This window comes from Arthrobacter sp. GW822-FHT05G07, assembly GCF_058799755.1.
Genome location: NZ_JBXALT010000004.1, coordinates 315,312 through 330,756, shown reverse-complemented (window position 1 = coordinate 330,756; position 15,445 = coordinate 315,312). Strand labels below are relative to the sequence as shown.

The window sequence follows — 15,445 nt, the reverse complement described above, 5'->3', positions numbered from 1 at the left end:
ATGTAGTTAACGCTCAGGCACCACGGCTATTTCCACCTTGGCCGGTGGTTTCACCGGGAGGATCACCAGAAGTCCTGCAAGGAGCACCACCATGATCCCGAGGATGCCCCAGCGTTGGGCTTCGCCTTCTGCTACAAGCGGCGAGGCGATGGTGATGCACAGGGTGAAGAGTGTGGGGGCGAGGAAGCTGACGGCCCGCCCGGTTGTGGCGTAGAGCCCAAACAATTCGCCCGATTCGCCAGCGGGGGCGAGCCTTGCCAGGTAGGCCCGCGAAGATGATTGGGCCGGTCCCACGAACAGGCAGAGCAGAAGGCCGAAGACCCAGAATGTTGTGGACCCAGGCCATTCATTGCCGAAGAAGACGTAGTCGCCGTTGCCGAGAACCAGAATGGCTGTGCCTGCGATGAGGAGGCCAACCAGGGAAAGGACGATGACGGCTTTGGGCCCGATCCTGTCATCCAGGAAGCCTCCCATAATGGCGCCGACGGCCGCGACTACGTTGCCGAAGATGGCGAAGAAGATGACGTCCTTGAGTTCGAAGCCGAACGTGCCGGCGGCGATGACGCCGCCGAACGTGAACACGGCCGCGAGACCGTCGCGGAAAATGGCGCTGGACAGCAAAAAGTAGATGGTGTGCGGGCTGGTCCGGTAGATCGCCCCGATGCGGCGGAACAACAATTTGTATGAGGCCAGGAATCCCAGAGATGCAGCGGCCTTCTTGACGGAGACCTCAGGGACGGCGAACATCACGGGAAGCGCAAAGATGAAGAACCATAGCGCCGAGAAGACGGCTACGAGCCGGATGTTGAGGGAGTCCTGCGTGGACGCGCCGAACCAGTCAAAGGAAGGCTGAACGAACAACTGCAGGACCAGGAGGAGGGCCACGATCCCTCCGAGATAGCCCATGGCCCACCCGAAGCCACTGACCCTGCCGATGTTCCGCGGTGTTGAGATTTGGGCCAGCATGGCGTTGTAGTTCACGCCGGCGAACTCAAAGAAGATGTTGCCGAGTGCGATCAGGCAGACGCCGAGGAGCAGGAACTCCGGTTGCGGGAACACGAAGAAGCACAGCGCGGTAAGGACGGCCGTGGCGGCGGTGTTGACGCCGAGCCAGAGCTTGCGGCGTCCACCGGCGTCCGAACGCTGGCCCGTTACGGGAGCCAGGAGCGCAATGGCGAGGCCGGCAATGGCCAGGGCGGCACCCAGGGCGGCCGACGCGGCGTCCTCTCCGCCGAAAGCATTGGATGTGAGGTAAACGGTGAAAACGAAGGTGGTCATGACCGCTTGGAAGGCAGCCGAACCCCAGTCCCAGGACGCCCATGCAAGGATTTGTCCCTTTTTTGAGGCGACGGATCCTGAGGCAAGCTCGGATGTCGGGTGGGAGGCTTCGGGGACTGCGGCCGCGTTCATAGCTTGAATGCTATAGCGGCCGGGATAACGGCGGGCACATGACAGACCGCGTTGTGGACAACGCTTGTTTAAGCCTTCCGCGCAGCCCGGTCACTTAGCCCAAAACTGTCGGACGCCCTTGATAAACTGGACCAACCGAACCCAACGTATGACCGCCTGCTCCAACTTTTGACAATTCGTTCCTGACTTTGCGGAGATAACAGTGATCACAGTTCTCGCCATCACCTTTGTAGCGGCAACTGTGGCGCCCTTGATTTTCAGCAAGCTCGGCAGGAACGCGTTCTACGCCCTCGCAGCAGTCCCCGCGGGCGCTTTCATTTGGCTGATCTTCCAGTACGAAGCCGTATATTCCGGCGGAGGCATAGAAGAGATCCTCCCGTGGATCCCCAGCCTGAAGTTGGAACTCGCTTTCCGCATGGATCCCTTGGCTTGGGTTATGTCGCTGCTGATCCTCGGCGTTGGATCCTTGGTGTTGGTTTATTGCGCCCGGTACTTCAAGAACAAGGATGCGGACCTCGGCGGATTCGGGGCACAACTTCTGGCCTTTGCCGGCGCAATGTTCGGCTTGGTGACCTCCGATGACCTCCTGATGTTGTTCATCTTCTGGGAACTCACCACTATCCTGTCCTACCTGCTGATCGGCTATGCGCGCACCCGTTTGGCAGCACGCCGCTCGGCGCTGCAGGCACTCATGGTCACCACGGCTGGTGGCCTGGCGATGCTCGTGGGCCTCATCATCGTGGGCCAAGCTGCCGGCACCTACCGGATTTCGGCGATTTTGGACCAGGCCGGGACGCTCATGAGCGGACCGATGCAGGGAGCGGTGACTGCCGCCGTCGTACTTATCCTTGCCGGTGCGGTGACCAAATCGGCCCTTGTCCCGTTCCACTTCTGGCTGCCGGGCGCCATGGCTGCTCCCACACCGGTGAGCGCCTACTTGCATGCGGCTGCCATGGTGAAGGCCGGCATCTACATCGTCGCGCGCCTTGCTCCCGGGTTTTCGACGTCGGAATTTTGGCTTCCCGTGGTCCTGGGGCTGGGCCTGGCCACCATGCTGGTGGGTGGGTACCGCGCACTTCGCCAAACCGACATCAAGCTCATCCTCGCCTACGGCACTGTCAGCCAGCTCGGCTTCCTCACCATGGTGGTTGGTCTGGGCAGGCCTGATGCTGCCCTTGCAGGACTCGGGCTGCTCCTGGCGCACGGCCTGTTCAAAGCGGCCCTGTTCCTGGTGGTCGGCATCATCGACCATCAATCCGGAACACGCGATATCCGCAAGCTTTCCGGGGTTTTCCGTTCTTCACGTGCCCTCGGAGTGGTGGCCGGTATTGCGGCGGCGTCCATGGCCGGCGTGCCTCCGTTGGCTGGCTTCGTAGCCAAGGAGTCGGTCTTCGAGGCCTTTGTCCACTACGGCACCGGCGACGACGCGCCGGTTTGGGGCGTCTGGATCCTGATTGGCCTGGTCATCGGCTCCATCCTGACGTTCGCCTACAGCGCCCGGTTCATGTGGGGCGCGTTTGCCGTCAAGCCCGGCGTGGAGCCCACGCCTTTCAAGCCCATCAAGCCCGCCTTCCTGGCCGCGCCCGCAATTTTGAGCCTGCTGACCATCGCCTACGGTGTGTGGCCGGCACCCGTGGACACCTGGATTCAGCCTTACGCAGCGCTGTTCGCTGACGGCCCGGACGCGGTCGACGCCGGACACTTGGCTTTGTGGCATGGCATCACCCCTGCGTTGGGGCTGACAGCGATAACTTTCGCGGCTGGTGCTGCAATGTTCTACGGACGCAACCTCGTCTCCCGGGCGCAAAGCTTGGTTCCGGACTGGGTGGACGGTGATCGCGCCTACCAGCACACCATCGGTGCCTTGGACGACATCGCAGTGTGGGTAACGGGCCGCACGCAGCGTGGTTCGCTGTACTTCTACCTGGCAGTTATCCTGACTGTCGCCTTCGCTGTGCCGGCCACCGCCTTGATTGTGGCCAACAAGCCCTTGCCGGGCGGCATCTATTTCATCGACCCGAACTCCCCACTGCAGTTGGTGGCCGGGGCGGGAATCGTGGTGGGTGCGCTGGCAGCAGTGCGCGCCAACAAGCGCTTCCTCGCCGTTCTCATGGTCTCCGTCACGGGCTACGGCATCGCGCTGATGTTTGCCTTGCAGGGCGCGCCGGACCTCGCCCTGACTCAGATGCTGGTGGAAACCATTGTGCTGGTGGCGTTCGTGCTGGCCATGCGCAGCCTGCCTGCCGAGCTGAGGGACAGGACCGGCGGCAGGCTCCGGGTGATCCGCGTGATCATCGGGGCAGCGTTCGGCATCACCATGATTTTCGTGGCCATCTACGCCATGGGCGCCCGTGTAGCCACTCCCATCTCCCTTGAATTCCCGCGCCTGGCTTATGAAGGCGGCGGCGGACTGAACGTGGTCAACGTGACCCTCGTCGACATCCGGGCATGGGACACCTTTGGTGAGATTTCCGTGTTGGCCATTGCCGCCACGGGTGTTGCCAGCCTGATCTTCGTCCGTAGCCGCGGCGACAGGATCAAGACCTCGGAGGCCGTGCCGGCAGGCAGCGTGGGGCGCCGCACCGGCGTCGACCGCGATTCACGCGACGGTGCCACGCTGGCCGTCGCCAGGAAGTTCACTGACGTTACCCGCGACGCGTGGCTGGTTGCAGGACGCACGCTGGCGCCGGAACGACGCTCGATCATCTTCGAAGTGGTGACCAGGCTGATCTTCCACTCGATGATCATCTTCTCCATCTACCTCCTCCTCGCCGGACATAACCTGCCGGGCGGCGGCTTCGCAGGCGGCCTCACCGCAGGCCTCGCCCTCACCATCCGCTATCTGGCCGGTGGGCGTTTCGAGTTGAGTGAGGCAGCGACCATCAGCGCCGGCACGCTTCTGGGGACGGGACTTGCGACGGCGGCAGCCTCGGGTGTGGTCCCACTGTTCCTTGGCGGCCAGGTATTCCAGAGCGCGATCATCGAGTTCTGGCTGCCCGTCTTCGGTGACGTCAAGTTCGTCACGTCAACGATTTTCGATATCGGCGTGTACATCGTGGTTGTGGGGTTGGCGCTGGACGTCCTCCGCAGCCTCGGCGCCGAAATCGACGAACACTTTGAAGGCAAAAGCATGCCCCTTGCAGAGGAAGACGCTGCCGAGCATCCTGAGCTTGCCCACGAAGCCGCTGAATCCGCCGCGCTCGGGAAGAGTAACGCATGAGCATCAACCTGACCTTGCTGATCGTCATGGGCGTGCTGTACGCCTGCGGCATCTACTTGATCCTGGAACGCAGCCTGACGCGTGTGCTGTTGGGTTTGATGCTGTTGGCCAACGCCACCAACATCCTGATCCTGAGCACGGGAGGGTACGCCGGCCTTGCACCGCTGTTCAACAAGGAAACGAACCCGGACACCTACAACGATCCTTTGCCCCAGGCGCTGATCCTCACGTCGATCGTCATTTCCTTCGCCGTGACGGCTTTCATGTTGGGCATCATTTACCGCACATGGGTTCTGGCTCGTCAGGACGAGATCCAGGATGACCTCGAAGACGTGCGCGTGGCCAAGACTCCGAGCTTCGACGCCGAGGACGACGCCATTGTTCCGCTGGAAACCTCGGAGTTCGCGATCACCCCCGCAAGCCCGGCGGATCGCGAAAAGCCGGATGCCACAGAGACCCCCAACACGGCAACAACCCAGGAAGGAGGCAGCGCGTGAATCTCGCGAACCTGTCGCCGCTAGCTGTCCTCCTACCAATTCTGGGTGCTGCCCTGGCGTTCCTGCTGATCCGCCACCACAGCGCCCAGCGTGCGGTGAGCATTGGCATCCTCAGCGCAACCCTCCTGCTCGAATGCCTCCTCCTGATCTCGGTGTGGGACGGCGGCACCACATCGGTCACGTTGGGCGGATGGCTGCCCCCGTGGGGTGTGGTCCTGGTAGTGGACCAGTTCTCCTCGCTCATGCTGGTGGTCTCCACCGTGGTGAGCCTCGCGGTGTTGATCTACGCTACGGGGCAGGGCATGGCCGACGGCGACCAGGAAGCGCCGGTTTCGATCTTCCACCCCACGTACCTGATTCTGGTCGCGGGCGTGTCCAATGCCTTTCTCACCGGTGACCTTTTCAACCTTTACGTCGGCTTCGAGATCCTGCTGACCGCAAGTTACGTGCTCATGACGTTGGGCGGGACAGGGCCACGTATCCGCGCGGGCGTGACGTACGTTGTGGTCTCCGTGGTGTCGTCCGTTCTGTTCCTCATCGCCATCGCCATGATCTACGGAGCCACCGGAACCATCACCATGGCGGATTTGGCCATCAAGCTGGCCGAACTGGACCAAGGCACGCAAAACCTCCTGCACGTGATGTTGTTGGTGGCCTTCGGGATCAAGGCAGCAGTCTTCCCCCTGTCCTTCTGGCTCCCGGACTCCTATCCAACTGCTCCCGCCCCGGTCACCGCCGTGTTCGCAGGCTTGCTGACAAAAGTGGGCGTCTACGCGATGGTCCGCACGGAAACGCTCCTGTTCCCCGGGGACACCCTCAACGTTCCACTGATGGTGGTGGCGCTACTGACCATGATTGTCGGAATTCTGGGCGCCTTGGCCCAGAGTGACATCAAACGTCTCCTGTCCTTTACCTTGGTGAGCCATATCGGCTACATGGTGTTTGGCTTGGCGATGAGCTCCGTGGCCGGACTCGGGGCTGCGGTCTTCTACGTTGCCCACCACATCACAGTGCAGACCAGTTTGTTCCTGGTCACGGGTCTTATTGAGCGGCGTGGCGGCAGCTCATCCATGGACCGCTTGGGTGGCTTGGCGAAGCTCTCACCGCTGCTGGCCTTGCTGTTCTTTGTTCCTGCGATGAATCTGGCAGGCATCCCACCGTTCTCCGGCTTCCTTGGAAAGCTGGGGCTGTTGCAGGCCGGTGTTGAACTCGGAACGCCGCTGGCCATCGTGCTGGTGGTAGGTGGCGTGGTGACCAGCCTGCTGACCCTGCTGGCGATCGCCCGCGTGTGGAACAGGGCGTTCTGGAGGAAGCCTGAGGACGCCGAGTACCCGGACCCCGTGCTGAAAACCCCCGGGAACGTCGGAGTGCTCCCACGGACCATGGTGGGGTCAACAGCTGGGCTGGTGGTGTTCGGCGTGGCATTGACGGTCTTCGCAGGTCCGTTGTTCAAGGTTGCTGACGGCTCCGCTGGAATCATGTTGGACCGCTCCGCCTATATTCACTCCGTGTTGGGAGATTCCGTTGTGGTGCCGCCGCTTGCGCAGACGGATGAAACGCACACTGATGAAGTACAGACGGGTGATGCGAAATGAGCCGCAAACCGATCTCGTTCCGCACTGAACTGCCGTTGCTCATCTGGTTGGTGATCGTGTGGGGTGCGCTGTGGCGGGACTTCAGCCCGGGCAACCTCCTGTTCGGCGCACTGATCGCCGTGCTGGTGGCCAAGTTCTTCTACCTCCCCCCGGTGGAGCTCAGCGGCAGGTTCAACATCCTGCGCGCCATTCCTTTCGCCCTCCTGTTCCTCGCCAAAGTGGTGGCAGCGAGCTTCCTGGTGCTGTACCTGGCTGTAGCCAAGGGACCCAAGGTTCGCAGCGCCGTCGTCGCCGTTCCTTTGCGGAGCCATTCCGACCTCATGGTGACGGCCACCGGGCACGTTATCTCGCTGATCCCCGGATCCCTGGTGGTGGAGGTGGACCGCTCCACGTCCACGCTTTATCTGCACGCGCTCAACATTTACGAAGAGGCGGACATCGACAAGATTCGTCAGGAAACCCAAGACATCGAAGCAGGACTGATCCGGATCATGGGTACACGCGAAGAAGTCGAGGCCCTCAAAGCCGAACAGCGTCCCGGGATGGAAGGAGCAGCGTTATGAAAGAAGCGGTTCTCGTAGCTACGGCCGTGATCCTCAGCTTGGCCGCCGCTGGGGCAATTATCCGCATCGCCATCGGCCCGTCCCTCCTGGATCGCGTTCTGGCATCAGACGTTTTGCTGGCAATCCTGGGCGCTGCCCTGGCGATCGATATGGCGTTGAACAAGCATCTGAACAACCTGATGCTGCTGGTAGCGCTCGCAGTGATCGGTTTCATCGGCTCTGTGACAGTTGCAAGGTTCGTGGCCGAACGCAGGGAGCAAAGCAATGAGTCCTGATGCCACCGGCCTTGACGCTGTGATTGATGTTGTCACCGCCGTATTCCTGGTGGTGGGTGCCCTGATGTCACTGGGCGCGGCCATCGGCTTGCTCCGCTTCCCGGACCTCATGAGCCGCATGCACGCAGCCACCAAACCGCAGGTCCTGGGGTTGTTCCTTATGCTTGCCGCAATCGGACTCCAGATGCGCACCTGGTGGGTGTGGCCTGTCTTGGTGGTGGCCTGGATTTTCCAGCTCCTCACGGCGCCCGTCTCTGCCCACATGGTGGGCCGCTCGGCGTACCGCACCAAGCACGGACACCGCGAAAAGCTCACCAAGGATGAGTTGGAAGCCGTAGTCCAAAGGGCGGCCGCCGGTCAGGAACCGGGGAGCGACCGCTAGCAGCAGCCACAACGAACGCCGGGTCACCTGCAGGTGATCCCGGCGTTCGTGGTTCGGGTGCCTAGACGATGTCGTGGGTCTTCGCGAAGCGCGCGATGGCGCGCTGCGTGCCCCGGCTTGCCAGGACCTGGATGAGCGTGCTCACAAAAGCCGAAATCAGTGCGAATGTCAGCGCCGAACGCAGACTGGTTTCCATATCGTCGTTGCCCATGGGTGGTTTGTTGCCAGTGGCCTTTTCCCACCCTTTATTGACGAGTTTGGTGCCTACGAATCCTGCTCCGAGGCTTACTCCGGCACCGATCAGCTTGAAGAAGAGGTTCATGCCCCCAGCCTAGCTCTAAAGGCCACACCGTTAGCGGCGGCTTTCCCGTTCCTTGAGGAACGCCGCCAATGAACCAACCGGCGCAAGTACTGGAACGACTGGGTGTTCGGCCGACCAGACAGCGTCCACGGTTCCGAGTCCGGCGATTTCTTTGAGCAGGTAATAGGTGGGCGGCATCAGTTTCAACGTGCCTGCGGCTTCCGCTTCAAGAATGTCCGCCACCGGCATCCACAGTGATTGCCAGGCTTCCGTGGTTTGGTGCTGCGGCGTGGCTCCCGGAGAGGGCTTGGCAACGTAGAAGAACGTGTCGAAGCGTTTGGGCATGTCCGTGGGGGTGATCCAGTTGGCCCACGGGCGGAGGTCGGAGGCATCGATGGTGAGTCCGGCCTCCTCCTGAACCTCGCGGATGGCGGCAGCGAGTACCGTCCCGGCGTTCTTCGCTGCTGCTCCCGGATCCGCGCTCAGGGAGCTCTGGTTCCAGTCGGCTGCGTGGCGTTGAAGCAGCTCCGCCGGGTAGTCCCACCCGCTCTGATCGGCGGCATCGACGCGTCCGCCAGGGAAGACCACCATTCCGGCGGCAAAGTCCATGGTGCTCACCCTGTGTTGGACGAAGGCTTCGAGGCCGTCCGAGGCGTCGCGGAGCAGGATGACGCTCGCTGCCAGGCGGGGTTCCGCCACGGCGTTGGTGTCTGTAAGTCCCGAGCCGGAGATGTCCGTCATGAAATGTGCCCCTTTGCCGCGGTGAAGTCTGCTGATTCATTCTCTCAGGTCCTGTTGTGGGGCCTGGTGTGCAGGGAATGGCGTGGGGGAAGGGTGCAGAGCGGGCCTCGCAATACGCACCCCCGTCTCGTTGTTAGGCCTGGTGTGCAGGGAATGGCGCGGGGGAAGGGTGCAGAGCGGGCCTCGCAACGCACCCCCGTCTCGTTGTTAGGCCTTGTGTGCAGGGAATGGCGTGGGGGAGGGGTGCAGAGCGGGCCTCGCAACGCACCCCCGTCTCGTTGTTAGGCCTGGTGTGCAGGGAATGGCGCGGGGGAAGGGTGCAGAGCGGGCCTCGCAACGCGCGTGGCAACGGGCACCTCAAGGACGGGAAGCCGATTGTGACTGGACCGCAGCGCCCGCCACGGACTCAGGTGTAAACTGAACCAGCCCATCAGGGCAGATTTGATAACGACAGGGGAGCGCCGCCGTCGGACTCTGCAGAGATGCAGGAGACGCGAGGGCGCTGAGAGTGCGGACAGCCGCAGACCCTCGAACCTGATCCGGTTAGTACCGGCGCAAGGGAGTCGAGCTTCTCAGAGTGTCCGGATGCGGACGGCGCGAGCCGGACCCGGGATCCGGGGAGCACTTTCCCCTCCTGTAACCTCAGGAGGCAGAAATGACCACGGTAAACGTGAAGAAGGCCAGTTATAACTGGCGCGTTGTAGACATCGTTGTGGCGGCTCTTATCGCCATCGCCGGCGGCGTGATCTTCTGGGCATGGTCCCAGGGCGCGGCACTGGTATCCATCCCCATGAACGCGACGTATCCGCCGCTCACAGGCTTGATTGCCGGTGGCTGGATGATTCCCGCGGTCCTGGGAATGCTCATTATCCGCAAGCCCGGTGCTGCGCTGTTCTGCGAAGCCGTCGCCGCCACCGGTGAGCTCATCATGGGCTCGCAGTACGGCACCACGGTGCTGATATCCGGCGTTTTGCAGGGCCTGGGCGCCGAGCTCATCTTCGCCGCCTTCAGGTACAAGAAGTTCAACCTGCCCACCGCGCTCCTTGCGGGCGCCGGCGCGGGCCTCTTCTGCGGCCTGAACGACTCCTTCCTGCCATGGGGTTGGAACATCGCCTACGAGGCCATCGACAAGCTGGCCTACATCACCTTCACCACGATCTCCGGTGCCATCATCGCCGGCGCCCTCTCCTGGGTTGCGACGCGCGGCCTCGCCAAGACCGGGGTGCTGAGCTCCTTCGCCTCGCGCAAGGCCGCTTCGGAGCCAGTCTTCAACTGATGTCCGCCACGCAAAGCGGCACGGTCCGGCCTGCCGCCATCTCCGCCGAGGGCTGGGGATGGCGGCATGCCGGCCGGGCCCAGCCTGCCATTCAAGGCCTGGACCTTCGGATCGAACCGGGGGAACTGGTTCTGCTGCTGGGCCCTTCGGGCGCCGGCAAGTCGACCCTCCTGCACGCCCTCGCCGGGGTGCTGGGGGATGAGGAAGACGACTCGGATGAGACCGGCTCCCTGCTGATCGACGGCGTCGCGCCCCGCGAGCAGCGTGGCCGTGCCGGACTGATGCAGCAGGATCCGGAAACGCAGGTGGTCTTGTCGCGGGTTGGCGACGACGTCGCCTTCGGCGCGGAGAACCTTGCAGTTCCGCGGGACGAAATCTGGTCCCGCGTCCATGAAGCGCTCGACGACGTCGGGTTGCGTACCGCTGCGGGTGGCGGCCTGGCGTTGGATCACCCGACGGCGGCGCTCTCCGGCGGCCAGAAGCAGCGCCTCGCGCTTGCGGGCATTTTGGCCATGCGCCCCGGCCTGATCCTTCTGGACGAACCAACAGCCAACCTGGACCCGGCAGGTGTGCTCGAGGTCCGGGATGCTGTTGGGCGCTGCCTGGACAAGACCGGCGCCACGCTGGTTGTGGTGGAACACCGCGTCTCTGTGTGGAAGGACCTGGTGGACCGGATCGTGGTCCTGCAGCCGGGATCGGCCGCAGGGTCCAGCACGGCCGCAGGGGCCGGGCGGGTCACGGGCGGCGTCCTCTTGGACGGCCCTCCGGACCAGGTCCTTTCCGAGGCCCGCACTATGCTCATGTCGGCAGGCGTCTGGGTGCCCGGGTACGTCCCGGCAACCCGGGGGCGGCACAATGAGCCCGACACCGCGCAGCTTCTCCTCGCAGCCCAGGACCTTTCTGTTTCCCGTGAAAAGCCACGGCGCAAAGGGTTCAAAACCATCCCGCCCATGCCGGTGCAAACGGGCATCAGTGCGCAGGTAAGAGCTGGCCAGGCACTGACCATTACGGGCCCAAACGGTGCGGGCAAGTCCACGTTCGCGCTCACGTTGGCCGGCCTTTTGGCGCCTGTGGACGGCAAGGTGAGTGCCGCCGTCGAGCTTTCCGAAGGCGCGGGCATTGACCCGTACAAGTGGAAGGCGGAGCAGCTGATCGCCCGCATCGGGACGGTGTTCCAGGAGCCGGAGCATCAGTTCGTCACGGGCAAGGTCCTGGATGAACTCATGTTCGGTCCGAAGCATCTGGGCCATGGCGAGGAACGCGTGGATGAACTGTTGGAGCGGTTGCGGCTGACGCATCTTGTGGACGCCAACCCGTATACGTTGTCCGGCGGGGAGAAGCGGCGGCTTTCGGTGGCCACGGTGCTCGCAGCACATCCGAAGGTTCTTGTCTTGGACGAGCCCACGTTCGGCCAGGACGCCAACACGTGGGCAGAATTGGCGTCGTTCCTTTCCGAGTTGCTGGACGCTGGAACCGCGGTGGTCTCCGTGACCCACGATCAGGAATTCAGTGCCGTACTCGGCGGCACAGAACTGCGGCTAGGCCCGATCACGGAGGGCCGAGCCACCCATCAGGAAGCCGGCGCAGCATGAGGGACGCACTGAATATTCGCGGAAACCACTCCCTGCTGACCCGTGCCAACCCTCTGGCCAAGTTCGTAGCGGTCTTCCTCATATCCCTTGTGCTGGCACTGTCCATTGACTGGGTCTCGGCCTCAACGGCACTCATTGCTGAACTGGCGCTCTTCCCGTTGGCCGGCCTCACTTTCAGGCTTTTATGGCGGCGGGCCTGGCCCCTGATCATCGCGGCCGCGATCGGCGGCTGGAGCACCGCGATCGTGGCGGCGGACAGCGGCGCTGTACTGCTCGACGTCGGGCTCTGGTCCATCAGCGAAGGTTCCCTTGAGCTGGGGCTTGGTTTCATGCTCCGCGGTTTGGCGATTGCGTTGCCAGCGATCTTGCTGATGACGTGCACCGATCCCACAGACCTGGCCGACGCGCTGGCGCAGAAGGCCAGGCTGCCGCACCGCTTCGTCCTCGGATCCCTCGCTGCCATGAGGCTGGTGGGCCTCATGGCAGAGGAGTGGCAAACCATCGGAATGGCCCGCCGTGCCCGCGGAGTCGGTTCCCAAGGCAGCCCTTTTCAGCGTTTGAAGGCCACGCTCGGCCAGAGTTTCGGGTTGCTGGTTCAGGCTGTTCGGCGGGCGTCGCGGTTGGCGGTGACCATGGAAGCGCGCGGCTTCGGCGGTGGTCAAAGGACGTGGGCGCGGGAATCCACCTATTCCCTCCTGGATGCGTGGGTAGTCCTTGGAGGACTGGTTATCTCAGCCGGTGCGGTCCTGACGGCAGTGGGCGCGGGAACCTGGAGCTTCGTCTGGCGCTAGCGCGCGGGACGCTGCTGGATTTCATCGAAGCCTGCCCGCGTCAGGAAACCCAACTGGGCTTCCTTCTCGGCAAGCTGGATGATGGGTCCCAGCTCAAAGCACGTCGCTTCCAAGCGGCGCAGGGCCTTGGCGTTGCGGGAGTCCGGCTCCACCACAATCCGGTCCTTGCCCGGCAGGGAGAACATGTACTTGATCAAGGACGTGCCCAGGCGCGGGGTGAAGTGAGGAATGGGCCGCGTGGCAGGGGCCAGCAGCAGGTGCATGCCGATGTCTTCCTCTCGGGCGGGGTAGGCCTCGCCCACGGGATCATGCAGGGGCTCGTACGTCTGGAAGAGGGCCAACGGCTCCCCGTCCAAGGTGGCCAGGAACGCGTGGTGGGTATCCAGCGAGTCAAGGAACTCGTAGATCCCCAGGACCTCCTCGCGGGAGTTCTCCGTCATTCCCCAGAACTTGGCGCGGGGCTGGGTAACCCATTCGAAGATGAGATCGATGTCCTCGCGGGGAATCAGCGGAACAATCCGGAGCGCACCCCATCCTTCGAGGTCCTCGGCGTAGACGGTGGTGCGGACGGAGAAGTCCTGCGTGGTGGTGGTCATGGCTTCCTTCGGGGCTGATGCAGGCTGATGTCGGGGACGGGAATGGGCAGGCGGGTCTTGAGTCAGGCGGGTGTTTGCTCAGGGGTGTCTTTGGTCAGAACGGACCAGTCAGTGACCACTGGAGCGAGTTCCCCGGCAGTCCAGAGCGGGAGCTGATCGGCAAAGTGCTGGTGGCCCGGCCTGCCCGACGCTCCGAAGGGAACGATCCAACGGCTATTGCGCTGATCGGCCAGATCCCAGACGTAACGGGCTACGGGTCCGCGGAAGCTTCGGTCATCTACACCGGGGAGGCTCTCGGTGCAGAGGACGCACCCGGTGTCCCCGCTTAGGTCAGCAACGGGTGCCGATGCCGCGAGCGTGCCCGGGAGGACATGCACGGCCAGAAGCTTGTGCCGCTCACCCCAGACAGCACCGTCCAGCAGGGCTTCTTCCAGTGCAGCAACCTCGAGCGCTGCCGCAGCTTCCACTCCACCGTTGATGCCGAATTCGGAGCCGCGAGCCAGCAGGGTCTCCAGCGCAAAACCAATGCGGGACGTCACCGACAACCACGGCCCGAACAGCGGCGAGTAGCCTGTGGATTCATTCAACGCCGCAAGCGCGGGATGCCGTGCCAGTCGCTGGACTAACGCACCACGCCACGCAGCGAAAACGGCGGCGTGATGGCTGCTTGCGTCCATCGAGCCATCCCATTCCACCAAGAGAGCCCTTAGCTCCTTGGCTTCGAGGGACAGGTCGTCGGCGTTCAGGCCGGTGAGCATTGACCGGAACAACGGCCATGGACCCAGCAAGGTGTCCGTGTGGATGGCCTGCATGGCATCCACGGATAACGGCTCGGCGGCCGACTCCAGCAGCTGCCGGATGCGGAGGGCCCGATGCGCGGGCGCGAACTCCATGGCCACGGCATCGCCGCCTCCGGCGGCGCGGTCGTTCGCGCTCACTGCGAATTGTTGGATCTCGGTGCGGGGCAGGATCACGTACTGCCCCTCCCAGTCATGGCGGGCGGAGAAGGCCGGAGCGGGTAAGCGCCGATTGGCGGGGTTACGCTGCGGGACCAGCCCGGCAACAAAGTGCCGCACAGATCCGGACACGTCCCCGGCCACCACGCTGTTGACGGGCTCCACCCACGCATCGAAGGCGGTTTCCACCTCGGAGACGTTCCGGCTGCGCAACAGCGGCAGGAGGGCTTGGAACCCCAACCGTCCCTCAACTCGGGCCGGGAAGCGCAGACTCAAGGCGCCGCCGTCGGGCGTTTCCGAGATGACCGGACCCCGGCTGGTCTCAATAATCTCAACGGACGCCGATTCACCACCGCGGACGCGGATGGTTTCGGAACTCACGTCGACGGGCTCCCAGCCCTCCGCTCCCCGCGCCTCGATGCGCTCACCGGCGAAGTCGCTGACCCGGCGCAGCTCTTCGACGAAAAGGTCCTGGTAGTCGGCCATGGCGTTGGTGATGGCCCAGGCTGTGTTGCCCGTGTGGGCGAAATGGGGGAGTCCGGGAACACCGGGGAACGCGAATCCGATTGCGTCGAACTCCGGGCATGCGAGCCGTATCTGCTGGTAGACGCCGGGCAGCTCCATGAGGCGGTGGGGGTCGCCGGCGATGAGCGGCAGGCCGCTGGTAGTCGTCGATCCGTGGGCGGCCCAAGCGTTGCTGCCTGACCATACAGGTGCTTCGATGCTGAACAAGCTCACGGCGTCGTCGCCGAGTGTCCGCGCGACGTGGGCACGGAACAACTTGTTGGGGAAGGTTGAGAAGAGGATGTGATGCACCAGAAAGACGCCGAGCGGGGTCCATGAATTCCATGGCTCGGCTTCGCTGCCGGATTCTTGAAACTCCGGTCCGCCCCGGACACCGTCCGCCAACGCCTGGTTGACGCCGGCCACGTACTGCCCGCACCAACGTTGAGTGTCGGCGTCGAGGTTCTCATAGCAGCGGCGCGCGGTGTCATCCAGCCGGGCTTGACGGGCGAAGCGGTCCCAGACCACAGCATCGGCGCCCAAAATTTCGGCGGTACGGCCTTCCGAACGCCACCTTTCCAGCTCGATCTGCCAGGAACGGTCCGTCGCGGCATTCATGCCTTGGAGAAAGGCGAGTTCATCAGCGGTATCAGCCCACAAATGCGGGATGCCCCATTCATCGCGGTACGTTCCGCGGCCGCCTGCCGGGGCGGATTGGGGGGTGGGGGCAGGCGTCATAATCTCTG

Annotated in this window: 14 protein-coding genes and 1 riboswitch; of the genes, 9 read left to right on the top strand and 5 right to left on the bottom strand. The window is 63.5% G+C overall.

Features of this window, described 5'->3' with window-relative positions; genetic code table 11:
* Positions 1-6: 6 nt before the first annotated feature.
* A complete protein-coding gene (locus tag AC1RJY_RS08885) occupies positions 7-1,410 on the bottom strand; it encodes an MFS transporter (RefSeq protein ID WP_011776295.1) in 1,404 nt (467 codons plus the stop codon).
* A 202-nt stretch (positions 1,411-1,612) separates the two neighbouring features.
* Between AC1RJY_RS08885 and AC1RJY_RS08880 the strand changes: the two genes are divergently transcribed.
* The 6 genes from AC1RJY_RS08880 to mnhG are packed head-to-tail and all read left to right on the top strand — an operon-like array spanning position 1,613 to position 7,942.
* On the top strand, positions 1,613-4,630 hold the full coding sequence (locus tag AC1RJY_RS08880; RefSeq protein WP_498602147.1) for a Na+/H+ antiporter subunit A: 3,018 nt from the start codon (positions 1,613-1,615) through the stop codon (positions 4,628-4,630).
* Positions 4,627-5,127: a Na(+)/H(+) antiporter subunit C gene (locus tag AC1RJY_RS08875; protein WP_011776293.1), complete on the top strand. Its 501-nt coding sequence runs from the start codon at positions 4,627-4,629 to the stop codon at positions 5,125-5,127. The genes AC1RJY_RS08880 and AC1RJY_RS08875 overlap by 4 nt, the downstream gene beginning before the upstream one ends.
* The gene (locus tag AC1RJY_RS08870) at positions 5,124-6,722 is read left to right on the top strand and encodes a Na+/H+ antiporter subunit D (RefSeq protein WP_011776292.1); all 1,599 of its coding nucleotides are present in this window, start codon (positions 5,124-5,126) and stop codon (positions 6,720-6,722) included. Before AC1RJY_RS08875 ends, AC1RJY_RS08870 begins: the two co-directional genes overlap by 4 nt.
* Positions 6,719-7,285 (top strand): Na+/H+ antiporter subunit E, encoded by a 567-nt coding sequence (locus tag AC1RJY_RS08865; protein ID WP_014922941.1) that lies wholly within the window; start codon positions 6,719-6,721, stop codon positions 7,283-7,285. The genes AC1RJY_RS08870 and AC1RJY_RS08865 overlap by 4 nt, the downstream gene beginning before the upstream one ends.
* Positions 7,282-7,560 (top strand): MrpF/PhaF family protein, encoded by a 279-nt coding sequence (locus AC1RJY_RS08860; RefSeq protein ID WP_210065713.1) that lies wholly within the window; start codon positions 7,282-7,284, stop codon positions 7,558-7,560. Before AC1RJY_RS08865 ends, AC1RJY_RS08860 begins: the two co-directional genes overlap by 4 nt.
* Complete coding sequence (mnhG, locus tag AC1RJY_RS08855) at positions 7,550-7,942, top strand: monovalent cation/H(+) antiporter subunit G (protein ID WP_011776289.1); 393 nt, start codon at positions 7,550-7,552, stop codon at positions 7,940-7,942. The genes AC1RJY_RS08860 and mnhG overlap by 11 nt, the downstream gene beginning before the upstream one ends.
* 61 nt (positions 7,943-8,003) lie before the next feature.
* Here the strand turns inward: mnhG and AC1RJY_RS08850 are convergent, their stop codons facing one another.
* Positions 8,004-8,264 carry a DUF4235 domain-containing protein gene (locus AC1RJY_RS08850; protein WP_011776288.1) on the bottom strand — a complete coding sequence of 87 codons (261 nt, stop codon included), beginning with the start codon at positions 8,262-8,264 and terminating at the stop codon, positions 8,004-8,006.
* 30 nt (positions 8,265-8,294) lie between these two features.
* A complete protein-coding gene (locus tag AC1RJY_RS08845; protein ID WP_011776287.1) occupies positions 8,295-8,984 on the bottom strand; it encodes an NUDIX hydrolase in 690 nt (229 codons plus the stop codon).
* A gap of 442 nt (positions 8,985-9,426) precedes the next feature.
* Positions 9,427-9,563: riboswitch (TPP riboswitch) on the top strand.
* 76 nt (positions 9,564-9,639) lie between these two features.
* Here AC1RJY_RS08845 and AC1RJY_RS08840 point away from each other — a divergent pair.
* From AC1RJY_RS08840 to AC1RJY_RS08830, 3 genes are read left to right on the top strand one after another with little or no spacing between them, the layout of a single operon-like run.
* On the top strand, positions 9,640-10,260 hold the full coding sequence (locus AC1RJY_RS08840; protein WP_011776286.1) for an ECF transporter S component: 621 nt from the start codon (positions 9,640-9,642) through the stop codon (positions 10,258-10,260).
* Positions 10,260-11,852: an ABC transporter ATP-binding protein gene (locus AC1RJY_RS08835; RefSeq protein ID WP_498602146.1), complete on the top strand. Its 1,593-nt coding sequence runs from the start codon at positions 10,260-10,262 to the stop codon at positions 11,850-11,852. The genes AC1RJY_RS08840 and AC1RJY_RS08835 overlap by 1 nt, the downstream gene beginning before the upstream one ends.
* Positions 11,849-12,643 (top strand): energy-coupling factor transporter transmembrane component T family protein, encoded by a 795-nt coding sequence (locus tag AC1RJY_RS08830; RefSeq protein WP_498602145.1) that lies wholly within the window; start codon positions 11,849-11,851, stop codon positions 12,641-12,643. The genes AC1RJY_RS08835 and AC1RJY_RS08830 overlap by 4 nt, the downstream gene beginning before the upstream one ends.
* Here AC1RJY_RS08830 and AC1RJY_RS08825 read toward each other — a convergent pair.
* Both AC1RJY_RS08825 and AC1RJY_RS08820 read right to left on the bottom strand, forming a co-directional pair.
* The gene (locus AC1RJY_RS08825; RefSeq protein WP_210065718.1) at positions 12,640-13,239 is read right to left on the bottom strand and encodes a GNAT family N-acetyltransferase; all 600 of its coding nucleotides are present in this window, start codon (positions 13,237-13,239) and stop codon (positions 12,640-12,642) included. The genes AC1RJY_RS08830 and AC1RJY_RS08825 overlap by 4 nt on opposite strands.
* Positions 13,240-13,301: 62 nt before the next feature.
* A complete protein-coding gene (locus AC1RJY_RS08820; RefSeq protein WP_498602144.1) occupies positions 13,302-15,437 on the bottom strand; it encodes a penicillin acylase family protein in 2,136 nt (711 codons plus the stop codon).
* Positions 15,438-15,445 lie beyond the last annotated feature (8 nt).